The 23,651-nt window shown below is 38.4% G+C and carries 23 protein-coding genes; 2 read left to right on the top strand and 21 right to left on the bottom strand.

Going from position 1 to position 23,651, the window contains the following annotated elements; all coding sequences use genetic code 11:
- Nucleotides 1-134: 134 nt before the first annotated feature.
- Nucleotides 135-884 (top strand): hypothetical protein, encoded by a 750-nt coding sequence (locus ACYVE4_RS31630; protein ID WP_461044429.1) that lies wholly within the window; start codon nt 135-137, stop codon nt 882-884.
- Nucleotides 885-905: 21 nt separating this feature from the next.
- Here ACYVE4_RS31630 and ACYVE4_RS31625 read toward each other — a convergent pair whose 3' ends face one another.
- Together ACYVE4_RS31625 and ACYVE4_RS31620 are read right to left on the bottom strand one after the other, a co-directional pair.
- Entirely contained in the window at nt 906-1,289 is a 384-nt protein-coding gene (locus ACYVE4_RS31625) for a DUF779 domain-containing protein (protein ID WP_461044428.1), read from the bottom strand.
- A gap of 118 nt (nt 1,290-1,407) precedes the next feature.
- The gene (locus tag ACYVE4_RS31620) at nt 1,408-2,934 is read right to left on the bottom strand and encodes an aldehyde dehydrogenase family protein (RefSeq protein ID WP_461044427.1); all 1,527 of its coding nucleotides are present in this window, start codon (nt 2,932-2,934) and stop codon (nt 1,408-1,410) included.
- Between the two features lie 379 nt (nt 2,935-3,313).
- Here ACYVE4_RS31620 and ACYVE4_RS31615 point away from each other — a divergent pair, with 379 nt between their 5' ends.
- Nucleotides 3,314-4,237: an AraC family transcriptional regulator gene (locus ACYVE4_RS31615; protein ID WP_461044426.1), complete on the top strand. Its 924-nt coding sequence runs from the start codon at nt 3,314-3,316 to the stop codon at nt 4,235-4,237.
- Nucleotides 4,238-4,309: 72 nt separating this feature from the next.
- Here the strand turns inward: ACYVE4_RS31615 and ACYVE4_RS31610 are convergent, their stop codons facing one another.
- The 19 genes from ACYVE4_RS31610 to ACYVE4_RS31520 all read right to left on the bottom strand — a co-directional run bounded on the left by ACYVE4_RS31610 (nt 4,310) and on the right by ACYVE4_RS31520 (nt 23,646).
- A complete protein-coding gene (locus ACYVE4_RS31610) occupies nt 4,310-5,077 on the bottom strand; it encodes a tyrosine-protein phosphatase (protein WP_461044425.1) in 768 nt (255 codons plus the stop codon).
- Nucleotides 5,078-5,094: 17 nt separating this feature from the next.
- The gene (locus ACYVE4_RS31605; protein WP_461044424.1) at nt 5,095-5,757 is read right to left on the bottom strand and encodes a hypothetical protein; all 663 of its coding nucleotides are present in this window, start codon (nt 5,755-5,757) and stop codon (nt 5,095-5,097) included.
- Between the two features lie 19 nt (nt 5,758-5,776).
- Nucleotides 5,777-7,261, bottom strand: a complete 1,485-nt coding sequence (locus ACYVE4_RS31600; protein ID WP_461044423.1) for a capsule assembly Wzi family protein — start codon at nt 7,259-7,261, stop codon at nt 5,777-5,779.
- Nucleotides 7,262-7,310: 49 nt separating this feature from the next.
- Nucleotides 7,311-7,817 carry a UpxY family transcription antiterminator gene (locus ACYVE4_RS31595; protein WP_461044422.1) on the bottom strand — a complete coding sequence of 169 codons (507 nt, stop codon included), beginning with the start codon at nt 7,815-7,817 and terminating at the stop codon, nt 7,311-7,313.
- Nucleotides 7,818-8,052: 235 nt separating this feature from the next.
- Nucleotides 8,053-9,216, bottom strand: a complete 1,164-nt coding sequence (locus ACYVE4_RS31590; protein ID WP_461044421.1) for an acyltransferase family protein — start codon at nt 9,214-9,216, stop codon at nt 8,053-8,055.
- A gap of 304 nt (nt 9,217-9,520) precedes the next feature.
- Entirely contained in the window at nt 9,521-10,777 is a 1,257-nt protein-coding gene (locus ACYVE4_RS31585) for an acyltransferase family protein (RefSeq protein ID WP_461044420.1), read from the bottom strand.
- Nucleotides 10,778-10,808: 31 nt separating this feature from the next.
- Nucleotides 10,809-11,708 (bottom strand): class I SAM-dependent methyltransferase, encoded by a 900-nt coding sequence (locus ACYVE4_RS31580; protein WP_461044419.1) that lies wholly within the window; start codon nt 11,706-11,708, stop codon nt 10,809-10,811.
- Between the two features lie 60 nt (nt 11,709-11,768).
- On the bottom strand, nt 11,769-12,782 hold the full coding sequence (locus ACYVE4_RS31575; protein ID WP_461044418.1) for a hypothetical protein: 1,014 nt from the start codon (nt 12,780-12,782) through the stop codon (nt 11,769-11,771).
- A 111-nt stretch (nt 12,783-12,893) separates the two neighbouring features.
- Nucleotides 12,894-14,045 carry a non-hydrolyzing UDP-N-acetylglucosamine 2-epimerase gene (wecB, locus tag ACYVE4_RS31570; protein WP_461044417.1) on the bottom strand — a complete coding sequence of 384 codons (1,152 nt, stop codon included), beginning with the start codon at nt 14,043-14,045 and terminating at the stop codon, nt 12,894-12,896.
- A 14-nt stretch (nt 14,046-14,059) separates the two neighbouring features.
- On the bottom strand, nt 14,060-14,818 hold the full coding sequence (locus tag ACYVE4_RS31565) for a hypothetical protein (RefSeq protein ID WP_461044416.1): 759 nt from the start codon (nt 14,816-14,818) through the stop codon (nt 14,060-14,062).
- Nucleotides 14,819-14,834: 16 nt separating this feature from the next.
- Nucleotides 14,835-15,923: a DUF354 domain-containing protein gene (locus ACYVE4_RS31560; RefSeq protein WP_461044415.1), complete on the bottom strand. Its 1,089-nt coding sequence runs from the start codon at nt 15,921-15,923 to the stop codon at nt 14,835-14,837.
- Nucleotides 15,924-15,943: 20 nt separating this feature from the next.
- A complete protein-coding gene (locus tag ACYVE4_RS31555) occupies nt 15,944-16,624 on the bottom strand; it encodes a class I SAM-dependent methyltransferase (protein ID WP_461044414.1) in 681 nt (226 codons plus the stop codon).
- A 24-nt stretch (nt 16,625-16,648) separates the two neighbouring features.
- Nucleotides 16,649-17,695: a lipid II:glycine glycyltransferase FemX gene (locus ACYVE4_RS31550; protein WP_461044413.1), complete on the bottom strand. Its 1,047-nt coding sequence runs from the start codon at nt 17,693-17,695 to the stop codon at nt 16,649-16,651.
- A 56-nt stretch (nt 17,696-17,751) separates the two neighbouring features.
- Nucleotides 17,752-19,005: an acyltransferase family protein gene (locus ACYVE4_RS31545; protein ID WP_461044412.1), complete on the bottom strand. Its 1,254-nt coding sequence runs from the start codon at nt 19,003-19,005 to the stop codon at nt 17,752-17,754.
- Nucleotides 19,006-19,018: 13 nt separating this feature from the next.
- On the bottom strand, nt 19,019-20,143 hold the full coding sequence (locus tag ACYVE4_RS31540; RefSeq protein WP_461044411.1) for a hypothetical protein: 1,125 nt from the start codon (nt 20,141-20,143) through the stop codon (nt 19,019-19,021).
- 2 nt (nt 20,144-20,145) lie between these two features.
- On the bottom strand, nt 20,146-21,297 hold the full coding sequence (locus ACYVE4_RS31535; RefSeq protein ID WP_461044410.1) for an N-acetyl sugar amidotransferase: 1,152 nt from the start codon (nt 21,295-21,297) through the stop codon (nt 20,146-20,148).
- Nucleotides 21,294-22,061, bottom strand: coding sequence for an AglZ/HisF2 family acetamidino modification protein (locus ACYVE4_RS31530; protein WP_461044409.1), 768 nt, complete (start codon nt 22,059-22,061; stop codon nt 21,294-21,296). Before ACYVE4_RS31530 ends, ACYVE4_RS31535 begins: the two co-directional genes overlap by 4 nt.
- A gap of 23 nt (nt 22,062-22,084) precedes the next feature.
- A complete protein-coding gene (hisH, locus tag ACYVE4_RS31525; RefSeq protein WP_461044408.1) occupies nt 22,085-22,711 on the bottom strand; it encodes an imidazole glycerol phosphate synthase subunit HisH in 627 nt (208 codons plus the stop codon).
- Nucleotides 22,708-23,646 carry a glycosyltransferase gene (locus tag ACYVE4_RS31520; protein ID WP_461044407.1) on the bottom strand — a complete coding sequence of 313 codons (939 nt, stop codon included), beginning with the start codon at nt 23,644-23,646 and terminating at the stop codon, nt 22,708-22,710. The genes hisH and ACYVE4_RS31520 overlap by 4 nt, the downstream gene beginning before the upstream one ends.
- Nucleotides 23,647-23,651: the final 5 nt, after the last annotated feature.

The raw sequence follows: 23,651 nt of genomic DNA, 5'->3' as shown, positions 1-23,651 counted from the left end.
ATAGAGTCGTCATAAAGCGAGCCCTACTGCTGATAAGCCTTGGCTGCTTAGGCAATCAATTGGTCAGTTGTCGACAGGATAATAGCATACTTGAAGCAGCTAATGCCCCTGCTCAGAGGCCCATTGCGACAACCATGTTCTACATTAGCTCTGTCAAGAACGCGATCAAATTAGGAACTATCCTGATTAACGGCGTGACGTATAGCTACTCAGGCATCGATTCGACTACTTACAGCTATGACAACCTGGGTCGTCAAATAGGCCGCCGGCTTCTGCAACGAACTGTGTCAGAGCCTAACTCCCAGACAGACTTGCGATTTGAAAGCACGTATCAATACACCTATACGCCCACGACAGTTATTGAGCAAATGCCTGCCCAGCGAGTGGAAAACCCACTAGATGCCAGTCAGCTTCGGTATGCCAGTTGCTCGTTGCCTTATTTTGATCGTCCTAATGTCTTAGCTGATACTTTACGGCAGTATTCTCCTGAAGGGATATTAGTTGGATCTACTAGCATTGATCGGTCTGTTAATCCAAGATCCCCATTGATATACAGACGGGTTGCACTTGTCGATCAGGGCGATGTGGTGAAAATCACTTTGACCTACGACCAACAGACCACGCCCTATGAAGTCACTACGCTGAGCTATGACCGTTCGCATTATGGTCCCTTAACGACCCAGCCACTGCATGGTGAAACGAGTCGCCATGCCTTGCTGACTAAGGTGGTTACTAGCTACTGGGGGCTTCAAACGGATCGGTATACTTTCACCTATGCGAATGTTTATGATCAGCAAGGTCGTCTGGTTCAGCAAACCGAATCGTACCAGTCAGCAAACTCACAGCAAGCAGAGCTTCGCAGCCTAACTAGGTTTTATTATTAAGTAGCCCTGGAAAGGTGGGTGCTATTCGCCAAATCGAATGGGTGTCAGATGCTCTTGTTCTTCTTCCGTAAAGAAGCGCGATCGAATTAGAAAACGAACACCGAGTGGAATTTCCAGCGAAAAGCTGGCTCCTCGTCCGGGCGTAACGTCGACAGTGAGATGGGTATGTTTCCAGTAGTCAAACTGATCGCCTGACATCCAGAAATCGCAACCATCGATCTGGCCAAGCCACACATCTGAGGAGCCTATGATAAAGTCGCCAACCGCGTAACACATTGGCGACGAGCCATCGCAGCAACCCCCGCTCTGGTGAAACATGAGTGGGCCATGTTCAACCCTGATCTTATTCACAACATCAACAGCAGCCGGAGTGATATCGACTCGTGCATAGGTTTGAGTTATCATAAGGAATTGATTCGATTAAATTATTAATCATCTAACAAGTAAAAGGAGCATAAGAGAAGGAATTGCTCGCGCTTTTCGCTTCTCTCATGCCCTAACCTACTCTCCCTTAGCTGCCTGTTTAAAAGAACCCTAGTTTATTCTTGCTATACGAAATCAGCAGATTTTTCACCTGGCGATAGTGATTCAACATAATGTGGTGATTCTCTCGCCCAAAGCCCGATTTCTTATAACCACCAAAAGGAGCATGAGCCGGATACTGGTGATAACAGTTCACCCATACGCGACCAGCCTGAATGGCACGGGGAATTTGGTACAGTTCATGTGCATCGCGCGACCAGAAACCAGCTCCCAAGCCGTATAGTGTATCGTTGGCGATTGATATAGCCTCTTCCGCGTTCTTGAAGGTCGAAACCGATACAACGGGACCAAAAATTTCCTCCTGGAAAATGCGCATTTTGTTATTTCCCTTGAAAATGGTCGGCTTGATGTAATATCCCGACTCCAGCCCATTTCCAACCAGTCCGGCAGGCCCTCCCCCCGTTAGCACTTCAGCCCCTTCCTGCTTCCCAATATCGATATACGAGAGAATTTTCTCGTATTGATCGTTGCTGGCCTGGGCACCCATCATCGTATCTGGATCGAGCGGATGGCCGAGTTTGATTGCTTCCGTCCGTTGAATAACACGTTCGATAAATCGGTCGTATGCTTTTTCGTGAATTAGTAATCGTGACGGACAGGTGCATACTTCGCCCTGATTCAGCGCAAACATAACAGCCCCTTCAACGCATTTATCGAAGAATTCATCGTCGGCATCTACGATCGAATCCATGAATATGTTCGGCGATTTACCACCCAATTCCATCGTAACCGGAATCAGGTTTTCAGAAGCGTACTGCATAATCAGCCGTCCGGTAGTCGTTTCGCCTGTAAACGCAACTTTGGCTACTCGCTTCGATTGTGCCAGCGGTTTACCAGCTTCAGGTCCGAAACCGTTTACGATATTAACGACGCCCGGTGGAATCAACCCTTCCAGCAATTCCATCAAGACCAGAATAGACGTAGGCGTTTGTTCAGCCGGTTTCATGACAACACAGCAACCCGCAGCTAGCGCCGGTGCCAGTTTCCAGGTGGCCATTAGCAGCGGGAAATTCCAGGGAATGATCTGGCCTACCACACCAATCGGCTCTTTAATAATCATTGACACCGTATCGGCATCCAGTTCAGCGACTGAACCTTCTTCGGCCCGGATAACACCCGCAAAATAGCGGAAGTGATCGACGCAAAGCGGGAGGTCAGCCGCCATCGTTTCCCGAACGGCTTTACCATTTTCCACCGTCTCAACACGAGCCAGAAATTCCAGATTCTGTTCAATTTTATCAGCTATTTTCAGCAACATATTACTACGTTCTGTAGCCGATGTACGCGACCAGGCCGGAAACGCCTTATGAGCAGCGTCGAGTGCCAACTCAATATCAGGTGCTTTTGAACGAGGAACTCGGGCAATTAAACTATCATCAACAGGCGAGTTATTATTGAAATACTCACCACCAACTGGGGCTACCCATTTACCACCAATGTAGTTTTCGTACTGCGTCTTAAACTGCGGACGGGCCAGGATTTTGCTAGGGGCTTCTAAAACTTCCATAGTTGTTGTAGAACAGTTAAAATAGGATTTGTTACAAAGTTTGACAGAATTGTTCAACTAAGAGATGAGCAATTGTATCGTCGAACTGAACAATCCTATCAAAATTTTACTGGAAGCCTATGCCTATAAGTATATCTGACTTTTGTATGCGTTGGAGAATAAACCAGGGAAGCAATTAAGGCTATCTCACTATCGGTTTGGCCTTTTTGACGGGCATTCTCCGCAGAAGAATCTATTAAAACTTTGCAAAAACAATAAAAATTATGGTAAATTTAATAGTGACGTTGCTGAAAAAGTAATACTTTTCGTATTCCAACTTATTGCCATCCAATGAGTTATTCTTAAGTATTGCGGATTTGTTAGCGAATTGGTTATAGTTATGAAAAGTACGCAGGCTCCACCATTTGATATTGCCCGTCATCTGCATTCTCGACGTCTGGAACAGGAGGTCGAGAATCGGACTGCCTATACAATCGATACCGCCGAACTGAACATTTATGAAACGCATCACGTAGCGGAGAAGGTTGAGCTAACGTTTAACAGTCCGGTACTGGCCAGTATGATTCGGGGAAAGAAGGTGATGCACCTGCCCGATACCCCTTCGTTTAATTTTTTACCCGGCGAATCGGTGATTGTGCCTTCGCAGGAAACAATGCGGATTGATTTTCCAGAAGCACAACTTCAAAATCCTACACAGTGCCTGGCACTGGCTATCGATACGGACAAAGTTCGGCAAGTTACCGACTTACTGAACGATCGGGCTCCATTGGTCGATCAGCCACAGGGATGGCAATTCGGCCGAACTAATTTCTTTCTGACGAATGATGGACCTATTCATCAACTCATTGCCCGGCTGATTTACATTTTCACAGAGAACAACCGGGCGAAAGATGTCTTCGCCAATCTTGTTCTGCAGGAGTTAGTCGTTCGGCTAATGCAAACCCAGGCCAGAACATTACTGTTGAGTCCCGATTCGTCGTATTCGAACATGAATCGGTTGGCGCATGTGGCCCAGCATATTGCCAAAAATTTGCACCGAAATCTTCAGATTAAAGAACTGGCTGACGAAGCCTGTATGAGCGAGCCTACATTCTATCGAACGTTCAAGCAAACCTTCGGGCTTACGCCGGTCGATTATGTAAATCAGCAGCGCATTGATCTGGCTTCCAGATTACTACGTACAACTACCCGGTGCCTGGACGACATTAGCCTTCAATGTGGATTCAACAACCCAACGTATTTCATGCGCCTTTTTCGTCGGCAAACGGGATTCTCACCTTCCCAATACCGTAAGCAGTCGTAAATAACAGTAGGTAGTAATAAAAAAAGCTTCCTGGTAATCAGGAAGCTTTTTGTCGAAAACAGCAAGTACACCTTATAGCAATTTATTATTTAGAATAGGTTGTTCAGTAAGCAGTTGCCAGTCACTGGATGTAAATAGACGATTCATATCTTTCAGATCGTCAGGGTGATGTAAATCACTGCCAATAAAGTCAATGACACCTTCCTGCAGCAGATATTGCGCCTGTCGTTTCGGTTCAGCGCCATACCGCCCTGTCAGCGACATCCAGTTTAACTGGAATAAATACCCCAGTTTGTGAAGGTGCATAAGACTCCTCCGATCATCATGGAAGTAGCGATAGCGCTCCGGATGAGCTAACACTGGCGTATATCCCTGAATTTGAATTCTCCCCAATAAATTGTCCAGATAGTTTGGAGCCCACGCCCAACCCGTTTCAATAAGTAGATAACGTTCGGATCCAAAGGCTAAAAAATCATCTTTCTCGAGCAGATCGAAGAATAGGTTATCAATCATATACTCGGCAGCAACCTCTACTTTGAGTGGTAATTGATGGTTATCGAGCAGAGTTTGTAAATCTTTCTGCCCTTGTCGAATACTATCCGTTGAATTTGGGTACCGATCCTGACTAACGTGCGGAGTTGTAATAACTTTCTGAATACCCCATTCGGCTAGTTTGGTCAAACAAGTTACTATCTGGTCTGATTCCTGAACACCGTCGTCGAGACCAGGTAGTAAATGAGAGTGCATATCGACAGACCAAAAGCAGGTTTCTTCCTGTTGTTGTATTGCAGCAGCTTTAAAAGGCGAAAGAAATCGTTCCCAGAGTGATGGATAAGACATTCGTAAACAACGATTAATTAAAAACGAGCCGATAAACCCAAGTTACCACCAGGCGTTATGCCGAACCGGGCATTCTCTAATAGCACAACTTTCTTCGGTTTTCGGAGCTTTGAATTATAACCATTCACCGATTTTGCCACAATATCGTTTGACAGCTCGACCAGGCAAATCCCACTGATAAACAGTCCGACTCCAGCTAATAATTGAGGAAGATTTCGATGCGTATAGGATACCTGTACATCTTTAGGGTAGTAATCTGTAGGCGTTTTGATACCTTTCACCATGGCAGTCGACTCATATCCCTTGATTCCCATATAGCCTAGCCACACGCCCGATAAAGATACCAGAGGGCCGATAGGCTTCAATATCGTTCCCCAGGTGTACTGACGTAGATATTTGGGTTTTGGCCATAGAGTACGCATGACTGCGACAGTCGATAATCGGCGGCCATTTTTATAAATGGCTGTAGACATGAATTTGCGTTTTGGAATCAACGAATCATTCGGAGCTAAAGGCTCTAAAGCCATATCAGTAAGAGCTAACTTATCTGTTTCCTGGGTAAGTTTAGCGAGGGCCTCAAACTGAGACGTCTCTCGCAGAGATACCGGAGAAAGCACACTTGTTTGCGCGAATAAAGGCGTTGAAGCCAATAGGATAAAACCAAGTACTAGTAGTCTCATATTCTTAGCAGCTTAGTTGTTAGAATTGCCGTTTCACCAAAACATTAAGGCCGAAATTTTCTTTTAACAGGCCTGCATTATCATAGGCAATCGACGTTGTAAAAAGATATTTTCCAACTGGAAAAATTACCTGCTGTTGTACCGAAATTTGTTGAACATCAATAGGAATAGCGTAATAGTAATTTCCAAAGTTTTGACTAACGGAAACGCGAGTAAGCAGATCAATAGGTTTAAGCCGACTCATTATACCAAGTATATAAGCATCTACCCGATTGTTAATGATCCGATTCGGATTTGGGTCGATGTTTTGAGGCAACCCAGTCGTGTAGCGCAATGGCATGATAAAGGGGGTCCCAATGGTTTGGCCTTTATAGGTCCACCCATCAATGTATCGACCATTATTAAAATAATCCTCCTCTCCTCGCAATTGGGGAACTGTCGTTCTACCAGAAGTGATCGGCCCGCCCTGATTCGATGTTTGTAAGTATTCAAACACGACCCGCAAAACGCCATTTTCTACATTCTTTCGACTATAGGAAATACCATTTAACCCATCTGAAATATTATTCAGATAAAATAAAGCCCCTGCTTCGTAGAATGACTGCCGATAAAAGAGCCATTTACTATCTTCATTCTCATATTCCAAGGCTAAATCGATTGACCCCAAGTGGTTACCGACACGATTCCCACCTTCAGCCGATGCAGTGCCATCTGTTATTCTCAGTGTATCGAGCGTATATAACGACTTCACAGTGACCACATAACGATAGGCTTCCCAATCGGTACCAAATTTTGTTATCCTGACTCCAGTGTCAAACCGAGGATACAATAGCTGTCCTCCCCATTGCGCCTGGTGATTAAATCCGCCATAAAATTTAAATCGCCAGTTAGGCTTACCCAGGCGTACATACAAACTCTTTTGATGCAATAAAACGTTGCTTACAGAATCCCCTGTTCCAAACCAGCCGTGTGCATAATTACCTTTTATTGAGATCAGACCATTTTTTAGAATAGGGGTATAATTAGGTAGCGAGATTTCCACTTTGGGTACGGGCAACGCATTTCCCGACCAGATATATGACCCAGCACTCAGGGTAGAATCCACCAAACCGAATATCTCCTTCTTGCGTCCTGCGAATAATTCAAAAGCCCCGTATCTAATTTTACCATACAGCTCAGAAACCAGTATTTGGTTTATTGAGCCCGCGTTAAAAACAGCCCTGGCCCCATATCCATAAGAAAATCGTCCTTTATTTTTCTGCCCGTTAACGCGTGGTTCATAGTCTTTTTTAAGCTGCGCACGCAACGTAAACCCGTTTGACTCCAGAGGTATTTCACCAAACTGATTCGATCGAATCCAAAACGGATTTGTTTCTGATGTAGATAGATACGTTCCAGCCTCTAATTCGTAATGTGGTTTCTGAGAAGCTACCTGAGAGAAAGCAAGCTTAGTACATAAAAAGCCTGCCACTAAAAAGGAGACCTTTTTCAAATAAGTAGACATAAATAGCTTATAGAAAGGAACTGTATAATCTATAGGATAGGATTCGTGATCAAGGCTGATAATTAGATTTTTTCAATTTTTCAACCTTATTTTTAGTTAGATCTACGGATATGCAAATGTTCAATGATTCCAGTCGGATAAATACTGTTTTTCCCTGCGTAGAAACGACTTCACCTTCCTGATCCAGAAATGCTCCCGAAGTAATCCTAAGTCGATCAGTAGAGTTAAAATCAAGAATTTCAAGATTTTCGTGATCGAAATCGTTTAGCATATTCCTGATCAGATCAATCTCTTTCTGTTTTACAACAGCTGGTTTCTTCAGCCAGTGGAGGTAGCCTACAACCCCCGGAACACCATACACCTGATGCCGTTGAGACTCTTCCAGATTTACAAAGCAATATGATCGAAACAAAGGCTCTTCAATCAACTTGGTTCGATCAGACCATTTCCGTTTGACTTTTCGAAGAGGGCAATAAACATCAACTCCTTTCTTTCTAAGCTCTTGAGCAGCAAGCTTTTCTGATTTCGATTTGGTATAAATAACGAACCAGGGCATAATTTTCAAACGCTATAACAGTTACACAATTGAGTGGTAAAGAATTACTATCTAAACCGTAACTATGTAGGTTACAAAAATGATGCCTACTGTTATATACATACCATTAATATGCCTAATTGTAACCAAATTTCATTATATGCACCTTAAATACGAAATAGAAGTTGATTCCAACTAGGCACATGAACAATGAGTGCTAATCGCGCTATGGATAGTTATTACTTAGTTATTAAAATTATTTTAAGTTATAACTATTTAAAATCTTAAAGTGTCTAAACTTATCTCTAAGATTAGTAGTAGGTATCTCAACATACTTATTAAGTAAAACTGATAATAAAAATGTAGAAGATAAAAAAAGAAGATATTGTAATGCAATAATTATATAAAGCAAAAATTTATTACTTCCAGAATATGAAAAATGCTCTACAATAAAATCCAGCACAGGCAAATTAATTAAATATATAGAATAAGACACAACGCTTACATTAGTTATTAATTTATAAAACCAACCTTTGCCTGATTTCAAGTCGCTTAAATAAGGCAGCAAACATAATATGGCAATAGGGATTACGGTATATATAAAGACGCACGTAAACAATTCAAAATTACTTATAATCCATTTATTATAAAGAATCCGAATAAGCAAAACCAGTAGTAATCCCACTACCATAAAAAAGGTTTTTCTCATCAAAAAAGCCTTTTTATGGTAGTAGGCTAAATAAGCACCTAGTACACCATACATTAAACTATCAAGTCGTGTAGAAACATTCCGAGCATACATGGAATATGCATCAAAATTAGTCAAAGTATGGTCTTGTAAATATCTATAGTAACGAAAACAAGTTGTAAAACCAATAATAATAGCCGCACTCAACAGGATTGCGTTTTTTATAGAAACTCTCATAAAAATTACAAATGCAAAAGTAAAGATGGGCAGTAAAATATAAAACCACTCTTCTACACTTAAGCTCCAGGCCTCTGGAAAGAATCCAGAAATGCCTTCTGAAAAAAAATTCTGCGAAAATGTAAGATAACTAATCATGCTGACATCGGAAAAATTTTTCAATATCAAACATTTGACAATAAACGTAAGAATTAAAATGAAGTAATAGGTTGGTATTGTCCTGAACCATCGTCGAATCCAAAAATTTGAGAGGGTATTCCAAGATAAGCCATTCTGCTCAATCGTACGAATGAAAATACCGCCAACTAAAAAACCACTCAGCACGAAAAAAATGGTAACGCCATCGAAGGCAAATAGATAAAAGAACTTTCTTACACCAGTAGTAATTAATCTTGTACCGTGAGAGAATAGAACGAAACCAATAGCCAATGCTCTAAGTATATCAAGACCAAAAATACGGTTTGGTGATATATTTACAGTAAATATCTTTTTCATTCGTATAATATAACTAATCAAAAGTTTCGAAAACTTTCTTAGTTAAGAATCGTTTCGAAACTCCTACTGTATTCCTCTTAATTTAAAAAATAGGATATTTATCTAAAACTGTTATCCTGTGAAATCTCAGGAAATTAAATGGTCAAAAATTAGATGCAAAAAGAGTAAATGTACTTATTGACCAGTAAAAGAGAATCTGCTTTAAACTTAGGTTATACTCGAACATAGATAGCCTCAAAGCTGTAAATACATGCTATAACTGGCGTAACTCAAATAGAATTTATTGAATATAATTATTTCGTTATCAGCTTACTCTTGATCTCACATTGAGCATTTCTGCCCAGCGTATGATAATCTGGTGTTTGAATAGCCTAATAACGCTCCTTAACTTATCAGTAATTGGTGCAGTATATTTTAGAGCAGGAGCTTCTATATAAATGTGCAAGAAAAAAGAAATAGATATAAGCACAGGCGTCAATAGAAACAGATAAATCCAATGCTGAGTATTTGATAAACTGGCGGATTTATCGAATCCTACAATAAATTTAAAAAGCGTATAAAGCAGAAGTCCGTGAAATAAATAGATCCCATAAGAAAGCTGCCCGAGTTTTCTGGTTAATTGAAGTGATAAAAATCCAAAAATTGTATTACCATGTGTAATTAAGACGAATATACTAGTTATGATCATTAAGGGAATAACATCATAAGATGATGCATTAAAACGCTGATACAGTATAACTAATATACCAAGTAACAATAGTACTAAAATAGATCCCATCCAATGAGTGGATAACCGTGTAATTATCTTCGTGTTTATTAATAAAGATGCCAAAATGCCTCCTAAAAATGGAGTATATAAGATTAAAGCGAACTCCCAATATAAAAGCATGTACGTAATCAGAGATACAGAGATTAGCAATAGTATATATTTCGGACGTTTTTTAAAGAAGAGTAGTGCAATAATTGGTAAGCTTAGGTAAAAAACCCATTCATAGCGTAAAGTCCACATAACCTTACAAACAATAATCCATGTATTTTCTATACCATTTATATCGGGATCATTTTTTATAGTAAACATAGTCCATTTTTTCAACTGACTTGCCAACGACATCCATGACTGTCCCTCATTTAACCTAAATTTACTCAAACAGCCTATTATAAAAAATAATACACTAACAGCAATAATATAAATCGGAAATAATCGTACTATCCTACCAACATACAGTTTAAGCCAATCTATTTTTCTTTCAGTTATTTTATTACAAAGTAAAAAAGCAGTTATCATAAAAAACAGCTCTATACTAGTATGGACTACCTGAGCGTATAAATTAGTTGGTGGTACCGTCCACCTACCCGTTCTCAAGTAATAATACCAAGTTGAGCTATGAGAAATAAATACAATTAGTGCTAAAAAGAATTTTAAAGAATCGATTGCCTTATATTGAGTATCCGAAGGCTTGAACTTTTCTATTCTCCCCAGAAGGTGCATTGTAAGAAAAGCAATTGCTACAATACAGATACCAGGATATATGCTTAGAGGGCCAAAAATTTCAGTAAACATAATTTCTAGTCAAATAGAATATTATTGTTCATCAAAGTTTCCTCAGCCATATACTCCCACCCGTATTCTCTAAACACAAAGGCATATTTTTTTGAAACCACTCACGGTGAAAATACTCCATGAATGTGTTAAACATAACAATCTCATATTTAGGATTATTGGCGAGAAAAGCTCGTAAAAGGTAAGACTCATTCCAGCCAAAACCACTACTTTCCATTACCCAATCCTTTGGATACTCGAAAGGATAGAAAATGTCATGAAAATGAATTAATACGCCTTTTTTCAGTTTAGGCAAAATGGTGAAAACAACTTGGTTAACATCACTACCAACTTTGGAGACATGCGTAGAATCAATGAATAGGATATCGTTTTCACCAAGCTTCTCAAAAACACTTAAATTGATTTCCTGCAAACCTTTATCGTAGGTGACAGCGCGTTTTTGATCACCTTCTTTCATTAGACCATATAGTCGTTGTGGGTAAGGCTCAATAAATGTGAATTCAATCCGATCATTAAAAAATTGCTGATTGGTGTCCAGCATGACGGCCGAAGAAAAGCCCGAGCCCACTTCAATAATGCGCTTGGGTTCAAACGTCCGCATCATACAATGTAACATGATAGCATCAGAGTAACAGTACTGATTTCCAGACGCATTGTAATGATAACGTAGATCAGGGTGCTGCTCCTTTGTGAAGGGAATACTCGGATAAAGCTTGCTGAAATGCCCTAGTAACAGCATCTGACTAGCTTCACGTAAATTAATGTCCGGAAGCTGTCTTGGAAAATTAGCAAACAATTCATCCCGATGAACTAATTCGTTTTTATTAACCACAGGGCTGTAGTAATGGCCTGGTGGAAATCCTAAACCAGTTTGATGATAGAGTAAATTATAAGTATAACGAAGGCGATTTATGTGACGTGTAAAGGACATCTTAAAAATATATTAAGTGTATATAATAAGTATAACCTCAAACTTAGTGGTGAGCAAAATTTATACCTTAAGCTTACTCCGTACCAGATTTAGCCAGATTGCACGTCCTTCAAGGTTCCAATGTGTATCACCTTTTAAGTAGGGAGACTTTGGAGATTGTTTGAAAGCTTCGTAGGTATTTATTGTTTGCACTTTTAGATGCGAATTATTCTGAATTCGCTCGATCAAATGATTATAATCGTTCCTATCCGTCTCGAGAATACTGGCTTTATTAGGAATAATCGATAGAAAAACCTCATCAAATCCCAGCTGTCGATAATGATCAGCTGTCAAATTAATATTTGTCACTAATGTATCTACCTCATCGTCAGACAATTCAGAAAACGAAGAATTCTGAGTGAACTGTTTGTCTATATCCATATGGTAGAATATATTCTTTCGATCTGTCGACAGTTTAACTCTCTCATCTGTTCGATTAAACAAACCAAGAGTTAAGACGGCTTTTAGTTCTTTAAACCAGAAAACCCAATTGTAATTGAACAGAACAGATTCGAGTCTACTCTCAACCCGGACTCGGTGAAAAGTATACCCATATCGGTCGTTTATTTTTTCCAAAAAGTTTTTTTTTCGGATACGTATTTTACTGGCAGCTGATGGAACAAGTGGTAAAGAAAAACTCTGGCGCATTGTGCGTTCAATAGATTCAATCAACAAAATATTTCGCTTAGATGAATCAAGTCGAATTTTTGTAAACTGACTTCCAGTCCAACGGTCCCAGCGTTGATAACCGCTTACTTGGAAATCGGATTGATTTAGAAATAAAGGCAACGTAAAGCTATCACCTATAATATACAGATGAGTTGAAGAGGTATCACTTGATCGATTGGCAGTAGAATAAACAGGCCACGTTTGTTTGAATTGTGGTAAAGCTGAAAATTGATACAGATCTCCAAATCGAACTTTATCTGTGATTAAATCGAGCTCTACCAACCAACGGGATATATAAGTAGTTAGTCCAGCGCTCCATAAAAGGATGAAGAACGCTAAAAAAAAGTAACGAACTATAAACACCATATAGCTAAAAACAGGTATAACATATTCACAAATAAAAGTAAAGATCTTAGAAACGAAAGTGGTTGTTTTAATGTATGCATTTACATTTATAATCGATAGGATTTTTAGAGATTATTTTCTCTCGGCCTCCAGCAATATTTTTAAAATTTTAGCTGCAGTATTCCCATCACCATAAATTGGCATAAATTCAGTAGGATTGCATCTGGTATAGTAGTTAAATGCATCAACAATTCTACCAAAGTCTGCATCGACTAATATGGCAGAGCCATTTTCTATGATTTCTACCCATTCCGTTTCAGCGCGCAGAATAATACAGGGTTTTTTATAAAAGTAAGCTTCCTTTTGAACCCCTCCTGAATCGGTAATAATTAATTTAGCATATTGTTCTAACTGAATCATTTCTAAAAATGAAACAGGAGGCAAAAATATGATATTTGAATTTTCGTAAATGGATTTATAAAGGTTAGGATTTAATAAAACCTGTAATTGTTTTTCCGTACGAGGATGAAGCGGTATCACTAACTTGAAAGAATGCGTCTTGACAATTGACAATAAAGACTCGAAAATGACTCTAAGGCGTTCCGCATCGTCTGTATTCGTATTTCGATGAATTGTAACTAATGCATAGTCTTTAGACTGAAGTTGAAGCTTACTAATGATATCGGTTTGATTAGAAGCTAAAGCCGAAAAATATACGCTATTATCATAGGTAATATCGCCAACATTAAATATGGCGGGATTATCCATCGTGTATGGGGGCGTATTAGCAATCCGAAATCCTTCTTTCAGTAAATTATCTACGCCAGCCTGCGTAGGTGTGAAAAGGTAAGTTGAAGTATGATCGCATAAAATTCGATTGATCTCTTCTGGCATTATTTTATTATATGATCTTAATCCTGCTTCTATGTGAACGATAGGAATATGTAATTTTGAAGCAGCAATAGCACCAGCCAGCGTTGAATTTGTATCCCCAAACAAAATGATATAATCAGGAGCTTCTTTCTCAAGAATCTCTTCTAACCCTGTTATCATTTTAGCCGTTTGCGCTCCATGCTTACCAGATCCAACCTGAAGATTATAATTCGGAGCCGGAATATTTAATTCATTAAAAAATACGGTCGACATATTTTCATCATAATGCTGACCCGTATGTACAAGTATTTGTGTTATTTGATCTGAAAAATTTTCGCGAATAGCTCTGCTTAAAGCCGATGCTTTAATAATTTGCGGTCGGGCACCAATTAGAGTAAGCAGTTTCAGCATAAATAAATTACTAACTAAACTTTATCAACATATAAGTATTGCTTAACAACATTTTTTAAGCTTTGTAACACTAACTCTTTCATCCAATCGACTGGATTTGAGCTCCAACGTTGTGGGTGAAACGTGCACATTATCTGTTCGGGAAATTCATTATTCATCAACGTAGAAATCATTGTGCATGTGCTTTTGAAGGAATAAGGTAAAGAAGAGTCAACTTTATCTCGTACACTTACTTTATTCCCATTCCAGCGCCTACCAGTATCTGTCAGGTAGGCAACTTTGTTAAAATTAACGTCTAAATATGGCTCTCCTATAATGCCAAAGTCACGATAAGAATGAGTTTTCCATATATCTCGTGAATCATATTTAGAGGTCGGGCTTCCATGCATACAAATCGTAGAAACTGGTGCCAGACGACGTAATGCATTGAGGTTTTTCTCAAAATCCTGAATAGCATGAGCCACATTTCCTTTACAAGTGGTCAAGCATTCGTAGTGATAACCTACTTCATGCCCCATTTCAGAAATTTCTCGAATAATTCGCTCATTCCAGCTTGGGGGAGTCGCCCTGAAATAATAGACACCTGTAATATTTTTTTGCGATTGAATACGGGCGAATTTTAACGAGTTCTCTGGCTTAGAATCAACATCATGGCGAAGAATAACGCTTTTATGAAGATCAGTTGTTAAAAACTTTTCAAATGAGACAAAGCTATACCCCTTATGGTGAAAACTCTGTAATAATTTAATATACATATCGATCGTAAAATCCATTTTATTTTAATGTATATTAAACTCGAAATTCATCTAGTGGAGCTTGCTCTTTATATACGATATTATCGGGATAATTTAAAAGCAACTTAATTAAGAAAGATGTTAAATCTATTTTTTCTTTCAACATATATTGCCTTCTGACTGACCATATTTTCTTAATATTATCTTCCAACAAAAGTTCTCTGATTCTGTCCAACATGAGTTCAAATTGATGAGGTTGAAAAGAATAACACAATTGATACTTTTGTTCTAATTCATTAGGTATAGATAGTTTTCCGGCAAACGAATTAAGCTTCACAGCTGGGGTACCTAGCAAGGCGGCCTCTGTTGTCATTGTTTGACTATCGCCTACAAACAAGGTGGCATAATATAGAAGAGTATGTATTTTCTCCGATGAAACCGGTAATTGATAAACAGCTAATTCAGGCTCAATTTCTCGTTCAGTTGTAATGAAAACCTGTCCAAAACTTTTCAATAACTTAACAATTTCTATTTTTTGGGTAAGCGATAACCCGTATATTCCTGTATCATGGTGCGCTTTAAATGCATTAAAGCGCAAAACAAAAAATGGCTCATTTTTCTTAAGGCCGATTTCATCTAATACGGTAGGATCAGGGAAAAATCGATTTGGGTGCAAATAGGCAAGCTCGTGATAACTTGAATAAATAATCTGGTGCTTACCTCGTCTTTCATGTGCCAATGCACTAGGATTAAGTATGATATCAGCGTAGGAAATAAACTTTCCGGACATAGGCGCGGCTGTCAAATCATCATCATCTAACACAAATGACTTCATTGACGTCAGCTTTGAAACGATTGGTAAGACCATAGAAACACCTATTCCATAATTTACTTTTTCGGTCAATACAATAGATATTAATTTTAATAAGTGTATGAATTCAAAAATGTATTTTAACCATAAATGATCTTTTTTATCGCCAGTACTCACAAAATCGATATCATAGGTTCTCAATAAATCTGTAATTGATTTTACATTCTTTGCTGTAACAATTACGGTATATCCAACACGTTTCATTTCATCAATGAAATGTTTAAATAGGTGAACATGAGCAGGGTGATTAATATCTACTAAAATTTTTTTCATAACGGGTTTAAATGGGCCAACTAAGTATTTTTTTTCTTAGCCGATATTAACAGCCAGGGGCTTTGAGATTTCCAACGCTTCAAGTTCAATTTTTCCTCTATTAATACAAAAAAATCAACCAATATGCTATTGGAAGTTAAAGGCAAAGGAATCCAATTCATCCCTTCCATCGCATCAATCTCTAATTGACAGTCGGCAAGAATAGACTTAAGTTCATTTATAGAAACATCACTATATGAGCTCTCATCACTTACCCACCCTTTTACTCTTCGCATAAAATATCGCCAGCTAGACGTGTTTGTGTATGTAAAAACAATCTTGCCATCTTCATTTAATAGTGAGTGAATTTTCTTAAAGAAAAATTTAATATCTTCAAAATAGCACACAGCTTCTATGCAAATTATTGATGAGTATTTGTTATTAAACTTTTCATTTAAAAAATCATTACATACTACATTAATTTTTTGACTTCTCGATTTTAATATCTCTATAGCATTTTCATTAATATCAATTACAGTGATCGTATTTGAATAATTCAATAGTGGTATAGCAAATCGGCCAGATCCTCCAGCGACGTCTAATATATCTGTAGAATTGTCATTTAAATTATCTAATATAAACTGCAATTGCTTTCTAGACTTATACCGCCCAGTCCGGTTGTTATAAGCAGTCGAATACAAATAATCCCATGTGTATCCCATTATAGAATATCGATAACTGAATCCTTATTTTATCCGATTATTTTTCAACATTCGCTGACCTAATTTGAAACTCCAAGTTGTTAGCTTGTATAGGGCAGGAAATTGAGTACTTTCGTAGCGTCCATAATTTACCATTTCCCCTCCAAATTTCTTTTTATATTCTCTTACTCCATATGGCACTGTAGGCTTTCCGGCTCCCCCAAAATCAAAACGTTTAAAGCCATTTTTCTGCCCCCATTTAATTACTTCCCAAGGGAGTATATCATTCGGATGTTTGTTATAGTAATGGCTATATGACCCAGCATAATAGTCGTATAACGTATCGCCATAAGCAAGGCAAAGCATACATCCAATTATTTGTCCCTGCCAGTTTACCGTAAATAATTGAAGGCCGGCTGTTTCATCTGAATATTGCCACATAGCCTTGAAATAACTAAAATCAGGCAAAGGCAATTTGGCTTTATTGTAAACTTCGATCAATATTTTATAGCATGTATGCAATGCCTCTAATGACAGTTGTCTTTGAACAATACACCCTTCTTTCTCAGCTCGCTTAATCTCATTTCGTCTTTTTGTATGGATTTCCCTCCAAAGCGTTTCAACTGGCTTAGTCAAATCAATAATAATTGTCAAATGGTCTTCGAATACAAACCCATTTTGCTCAAATTCGGCCCTGATACTAGTTGTATTTTCTAAATTCCTGACTTGGGAATATATACTTATCTTATTTTTTGATTTAAATAATTTTAGAAGTGAGCTTACAATATGTTTATTTAAATCAGTAACTACAGGCCCTCCAATAAGTACATTGCGGCTGGTAAAAAAATCAATTAATGGAAGATCAATCTGTGTTTGCCTACAAAAAAGTAAAACTCCGTTTATTTTTTCTTCAAATTTTGATAATATATAAACCGGTTTATTATTATTTGACGAACGGCAAGCATGAAAAAAATATGGTGATTGAAAATAAAAAAAACCATTTAAAGAGCTTAGGAACGATATAATTTCTCTCTCGTTTTCAGCAGTTAACTCTTCCAGAATAATATAACTAGATGCCACACCTAAAACCACAAACTAAAATAGTATATACTTATACGTTTCATTTTGTTTCAAGATAATATTAAAATTCATCTCGTTTCTGTTAAGCGTAGATCTACTTTCCGTTTAAAATTAACAGATCTTGCTTGTACAAGATTTGACAATTTCGAACCAAACTTAATGGAAGGTATTTCAATATATATATGTAATACATAGGCAATGGCAATAATAACTGGAGTTAATAAACTTATACATAGCCAGTGCTGCAAACTAGAAAGACCAGAAGCGACTTGGTATTCTAAGATAAATTTAAAAAAAACAAAAAAAACAATTCCATGAAATAAATATATTCCATAAGAAAGTTGACCAATTCGACGACCTAGTTCATGACTCAAGATTCCAAAAAGGTTATTTCCGCAAGCAATCAAGACGAAAATTCCTGTCATGACTATAAAAGGGAAAATATTATAAACCGATATAAAACTTAAGGTAATTATTAAAGTTGCAATTAATAAAATAAGGCCATAGCTAGCGGCTTTGCTCTTTGCGAAATCAACAAAACCTGATGACCTGATTAAGAAAGACGCTATAATTCCACTTAAGAATGGAATAAAGTAAATAAAATCATAAGTAAAGAAATAGGTAAAATAAAAGCAGAGAAGCGCTGATATAATAATGGCGATAATATTATGCTTATGGTTAGCCATCAAAGAGTTAACCATTGGTAAGGATAAATAAAATATCCATTCATATTTTAATGTCCATGTTACCCCAGATACAATTATCCATGTATTCTGGATTCGATTTATATCAGGATTACCTATTAATGTAAAGGTAACCCACATAATTATTTGTTTTATTAGGACTATTCTTGGCAATGTGGGGTGTAGAGAAAAATTGCTTAATGTAGCAATAATTGATAGGATAATGAGTATGGCAACAAAATATAGCGGAAATAGTCTTAATATACGTGTTATATATAACTTTATCCAACTGGTTCTACTCATTAGCAGTTTATTACTAAATAGGAATCCAGTCATCATAAAGAATATTAGTATGCTGGCTTGTCCTAGCTGAGAAAATAGATTGGATGGCAGAGCTGCCCAATGATTTGTTCGTAAAAAATAGTACCAAACAGAACCATGTGAGATAAAAACCACAATTGATAAATATCCTTTCAAGCCATCTAGCGATTCATATTTAACTCCCTGTAATTTAAAGTTCCTATTTTTTGAGAGTACACTTATTGATAGAAAAGTTATCCCATATATACATATCACAGGCAATATACCGACTGGTGAAAACAGGCGATCAATTATTTTTTCTACGGATGGAAAATTCATCGTTAGCCTAACTTTAATTTTTTCTGTAATTAACGTGAGCGTATTTACTGCTATATTGAGTTGCTTTCTTATCAATCATATACTTTTTACTAACTGGGTAGTTTTCCAAAAACCATACCCAAAAAGTAGTAGAATCAATTTTCTCATCTAGCATTTTTCGCCTTTTCTGCTGAAAAGTGGCATACAGTTCCTTGTTTGTAAGTAACTCGTCAATTTTCAAAAGTAGCTTTTCTTTCTCGCCTAACTGTATACCAAAAGTTAAGCCATATCGATTCTCTAATTCGTTTAATACGGATATTTTACCCACGAAACTGCTATACCTGAGAGAAGGTACACCTAGCATTGAAGCTTCAACACTCATACTTTGACTATCAGAAACCAGTAATGATGCACTAGCCAAAATGTGATGCATATCAGTTGGGTCAATATTTAGACAATAGCATCTATATTTTTCTGTTAATTTACCCTCAGCAGAAATCCATACATCGTATCCATTTTCTCTCACTCGCTGTATGATCTCATTTAATAAATTTTCGTTTATTCCCTGTATCCCAATATCGTGATGTGCTGCCAGACGAGATAATCGTATTAAAGCATATTTTTTTGACATAAAATATTTTTCTTTAATCGTATTATCATGCGTAAAAACCGACGGATGGAGATATCCCAGCTTCATATAGCCTTCATAACCTACTTTTTTCGATTCCCATCCTCCGACGTCGCACACTTCCGGGCATAAAATTGTTTGCGTAAATGGGTATGTCAAATCAGCTAAGTGTTTGACAATTGGATAATCGTCTTCAATAATGGTAACTCGATTAATGCTTAATATTTTTCCTAATTGGGCTAATGCAGCATCTGTGCCAATTAATAGATCAGGTCTCTTTTTTAATAGGATCGGTAGAATAATTAGTATTCGATGGAATAAGCTTAACAGGATAGCTAACTTCGTGGACCCTCTTTCTTTAGGAAGAATATTTGTGTATTCAATACCGTCTTTCTTAATTAAATCCTCCAGTACATCTTTTGTTTTTATAAGAATTATTACCTGATTTCCTTTCTTTTTCGATAATCGCTTAATGGTTTCACGAGCAGACAGGTACTGTGCAGGATGGCCGAAATAAAAGAGGAATTTCATAGTTAATTTTTCACGTCCAATACTTGATTAGCGGTCAGTGTCATTGGTGTGAAAGCATATAGACGCTTCAATAATGGCTTAAAATCATGGGCTAGTTTTAACGTTAATTTATAATTAGATGGATAGTCGAATGTTTCCCGGATTGGAGCCGACCAGATCTCCTGAAAAACCTCATCCGATAAGTCTAGTTTTTTCTGAATATAGGCTCGTGTTTGTTCTAGCTCATTATCTGCTGCAAATGGCTGTTTTAGTTGATTTAAAGCTTCATCCCGCGTAATGGCATTACTTAACACCTGAGCAGATAAATTAATTTTTCGCTTATCAATGCCAAATTTTTTAGGTAGCCAATAGGCAATTGAAAATTTGGTAAACAAGTTTTCATGGTGATGACCACCGTAGTCTCTCCAATCATACCGCTCGATTAACAGTCGTTTGGCATCCTGCTTTTTATAGTCTAGGTAGTAGAATGGCCGAATATCTTTAATACCTTTTACCACCCCCGAATAAATCATTTTGGGCAACGTTAGTAAAGGGTAAGTTTTAAGCGGAATGCCAGACCCGAATGCTTTATGAATGAAAAGTAGTTGCTTCGCATCGGCGTAGGTCCATTCTTTGGGCTGCTTACCTTCTGACCTGAAATCATTACCCCGCAGTATATAACGGATACCCTCGGCTTGAGCCACACTGTACATAGTTGCCTTAATAGCGAGGTCGGTTGGTGTGTCAATCCAGGGCATTCCCGCTTTCATGTAAGCGATAAGCAGGTCCTTTATTTCCTCGTAGTCAATGACATACGTTTCCAGATCGATACCAAGCTTTGATGTCACTTTATAAATATTCTGGACAGCAATCTCGCTATTGAAGCCATTATCCAGATTGACGGCCAATGGTCGTAAACCGTATTGAACTGCCAGGTGAAGTAAATACGAGCTATCAACACCGCCACTTACGCCAATCACGCAGTCGTATGACTTATGTTTACCCGTCTCTTTTATAGCTGTAGTCAGCACCTGCCAATCGGCTAGTCCCTTCGCTCCTCTTGGGTAAGCGGCCATCATCATTTCCTGCAGTTTACAGAAATTCGAGACGCCATTTTCGTCAAAGGAAATGGTTGGAATTGTATCATCCCATACGCCCTTCGTACATACTCTCATGCTTCACCAAATAAGTTTACTAATTCGTCACTAGTGGGGTAATTGACCAGCACAGCCTTTCGAGGGCCATGATAGACAAACAATGAGCCTGCTGCGACAGCCGAAGCATGTGCGTTGTTAATGGCCATTTTAAGATCAGAGGGGCTACCGGCTCCACCGGATGCTACTACGGGAATCGTGACGGCGCCTGCAATTCTCTCAATAAGCGATAAATCGTATCCCTGCATCATCCCATCATGTTCGATTGATGTAACCAGCAATTCACCTGCTCCATTTGATTCCATTTGTTGGGCCCACTCTATTGGACTGAGGCCAGTAGAACGGCTCCCTCCTTCTGTGTAAACTTGTTGTTTACCTAAGAATTTTCGCTTTACGTCAATGGCTACGACAATTGTAGAGCTACCAAACTCTTCGGAGGCTATTCGAATAAAATCAGGATTTTTTACTGCGTACGAATTAATCACTACTTTCTCAGCGCCAGCGTTGATGAGTGCCTTTATTTCAGAAATTGATTGAATACCGCCCCCAACGGCAAAAGGCATGTTTGCTTCGTCGCCAATAGATCGCACTAAATCGAGACTAATACAGCGTTTTTCTTTAGTAGCCAGTATATCGAGTAACAGTAACTCGTCGGCTTTGAGATCATTGAATATTTTTACTGCATTAATCGGATCGCCGATATACTTATAGTCACTAAATTTTATCGACTTTACCAGGCCCTTGTTTTTTAGTAGAAGTGCGGGAATTACACGTGGCCTATACATATAATCAACTCTTTTACTGTCACTTACAGATTGATAAAATTTGAAATTATCTGTTCTCCCCAGTTATGACTCTTCTCTGGATGGAACTGAGTTCCGTAGATGTTCTTCTTAGCGATCGCAGAGACAAATGGATAATCGTATGTAGTCATTATCAGGACATCCTCAGGCTCATTACAGACCATATGATATGAATGAACAAAATAGAACTGTGCTTTTTCAGGGATGCCAGAAAATAAGCCTGACTGTTGAGTGTATATGCCTGAGTTCCAGCCCATGTGGGGAATCTTATAGGTTAGCTTATCGCTTACACTAAACCGTACCACCCTGGCATCAAACCAACCCAGGCCATCTACATCGCCCTCTTCGCTGGAACGAGCCATAAGTTGCATTCCTAAACAAATGCCAAGTATGGGTGTCTGCTCAACCAGCACTTTATAATTCAATACATCCCAAACGCCCGATTCTTTTAGCTTTTTTACACCACTCGCAAAATGACCCACACCTGGCAAAACCAGCTTTTCGGCCTTACTGATCTCATGTTTATCCGACGAGATACGAACGCGAGCCTGCTGACGCTCGAACTTTTTCTGCACAGAACGCAGATTTCCCATCCCGTAATCAATGATGATCGTATCTGCCTGATTGCTCATAGTAGTTGATAATAAACGTCTCGTATTTGCTTTGCAATCAATTGATTATCAAACTGTCGAATTTGCTCTCTCGATGCTATACGGCTCGGATTTACCAACACTCTTTGAAGTTTTGCAGCCACATCTACTGGATCGTACGAAGTGATGTAACACCCAGCAATATTGCCTATGGCCGAGCGAACATCTCCAACATCTGTCGAAACAACCGGACAATTACAGGCTAATGCTTCTTTAATAAATTGGGGGGAACCCTCGGAGAAGGAAGTCATTAGCGCTACATCGACCGCACTGAACAACAGTGCAACTTCTTCACGTGTATAATCTTTCAACTCAAGTAACTCAACCGACTCATTATCAATTATATTGACAGCCGCTTGAGCTAAAGGATAGTTTTTAACAGCTACATCGAACCCAGCCGAAAACAGAATATAAAGTTTATCTGGTGAAAGCCCTAGCTGGCAGCGACTGTGTTGTTTTTCCTGCGGAATGAATAGTTCAAAATCAACTCCACAAGGGATAATAGCCAGCTTCGCCCTGTTAGCCACAATTGCTTTTTGTGTAAGCCGATGGCTGATGTAGATTGTCTTATAACTTAATGTATCCGTAAATATGGATAGCAACCTTGACAAGGGCAGGTTTATATCTGATCCATGAAATGTAGTAACTACAGGTACCTGACGCTGTAAGTTAGCGAGCAGTCCTGAGAAGGCTACATGGGCATGAATACAATCATAAATCTGGCTTTTTAATTGGCTAACCAACTTAGTAAGACAAGACAAATAGCCTGCCAATCCTTTTCCTTTGATAAAAAAATAATCAAATTCCAGTGTTACATCCAATCGCTTTAGTGCCTCGACCTGATCATATATGAATGCCTGGTGTTTTTTAACATCAAAGGCGGGCGCATTCCCACTGCAAACAATCAGGATTCGCATAATCA

Source organism: Spirosoma harenae (genome assembly GCF_054776975.1).
The sequence above is the reverse complement of the archived record's forward strand: the minus strand, read 5'-3'. Positions and strand labels throughout refer to the sequence as shown.

Coding starts and splice junctions, on each gene's coding strand:
- ACYVE4_RS31530 (WP_461044409.1), bottom strand. CDS start 22,061: ATGTATAGGCCACGTGTAATTCCCGCACTTCTACTAAAAAACAAGGGC.
- hisH (WP_461044408.1), bottom strand. CDS start 22,711: ATGAGCAATCAGGCAGATACGATCATCATTGATTACGGGATGGGAAAT.
- ACYVE4_RS31630 (WP_461044429.1), top strand. CDS start 135: ATGTTCTACATTAGCTCTGTCAAGAACGCGATCAAATTAGGAACTATC.
- ACYVE4_RS31625 (WP_461044428.1), bottom strand. CDS start 1,289: ATGATAACTCAAACCTATGCACGAGTCGATATCACTCCGGCTGCTGTT.
- ACYVE4_RS31585 (WP_461044420.1), bottom strand. CDS start 10,777: ATGTTTACTGAAATTTTTGGCCCTCTAAGCATATATCCTGGTATCTGT.
- ACYVE4_RS31595 (WP_461044422.1), bottom strand. CDS start 7,817: ATGCCCTGGTTCGTTATTTATACCAAATCGAAATCAGAAAAGCTTGCT.
- ACYVE4_RS31565 (WP_461044416.1), bottom strand. CDS start 14,818: ATGGATTTTACGATCGATATGTATATTAAATTATTACAGAGTTTTCAC.
- ACYVE4_RS31560 (WP_461044415.1), bottom strand. CDS start 15,923: ATGAAAAAAATTTTAGTAGATATTAATCACCCTGCTCATGTTCACCTA.
- ACYVE4_RS31575 (WP_461044418.1), bottom strand. CDS start 12,782: ATGGTGTTTATAGTTCGTTACTTTTTTTTAGCGTTCTTCATCCTTTTA.
- ACYVE4_RS31580 (WP_461044419.1), bottom strand. CDS start 11,708: ATGTCCTTTACACGTCACATAAATCGCCTTCGTTATACTTATAATTTA.
- ACYVE4_RS31610 (WP_461044425.1), bottom strand. CDS start 5,077: ATGTCTTATCCATCACTCTGGGAACGATTTCTTTCGCCTTTTAAAGCT.
- ACYVE4_RS31600 (WP_461044423.1), bottom strand. CDS start 7,261: ATGTCTACTTATTTGAAAAAGGTCTCCTTTTTAGTGGCAGGCTTTTTA.
- ACYVE4_RS31620 (WP_461044427.1), bottom strand. CDS start 2,934: ATGGAAGTTTTAGAAGCCCCTAGCAAAATCCTGGCCCGTCCGCAGTTT.
- ACYVE4_RS31555 (WP_461044414.1), bottom strand. CDS start 16,624: ATGGGATACACATGGGATTATTTGTATTCGACTGCTTATAACAACCGG.
- ACYVE4_RS31590 (WP_461044421.1), bottom strand. CDS start 9,216: ATGAAAAAGATATTTACTGTAAATATATCACCAAACCGTATTTTTGGT.
- ACYVE4_RS31520 (WP_461044407.1), bottom strand. CDS start 23,646: ATGCGAATCCTGATTGTTTGCAGTGGGAATGCGCCCGCCTTTGATGTT.
- ACYVE4_RS31605 (WP_461044424.1), bottom strand. CDS start 5,757: ATGAGACTACTAGTACTTGGTTTTATCCTATTGGCTTCAACGCCTTTA.
- ACYVE4_RS31545 (WP_461044412.1), bottom strand. CDS start 19,005: ATGAATTTTCCATCCGTAGAAAAAATAATTGATCGCCTGTTTTCACCA.
- ACYVE4_RS31540 (WP_461044411.1), bottom strand. CDS start 20,143: ATGAAATTCCTCTTTTATTTCGGCCATCCTGCACAGTACCTGTCTGCT.
- ACYVE4_RS31615 (WP_461044426.1), top strand. CDS start 3,314: ATGAAAAGTACGCAGGCTCCACCATTTGATATTGCCCGTCATCTGCAT.
- wecB (WP_461044417.1), bottom strand. CDS start 14,045: ATGCTGAAACTGCTTACTCTAATTGGTGCCCGACCGCAAATTATTAAA.
- ACYVE4_RS31535 (WP_461044410.1), bottom strand. CDS start 21,297: ATGAGAGTATGTACGAAGGGCGTATGGGATGATACAATTCCAACCATT.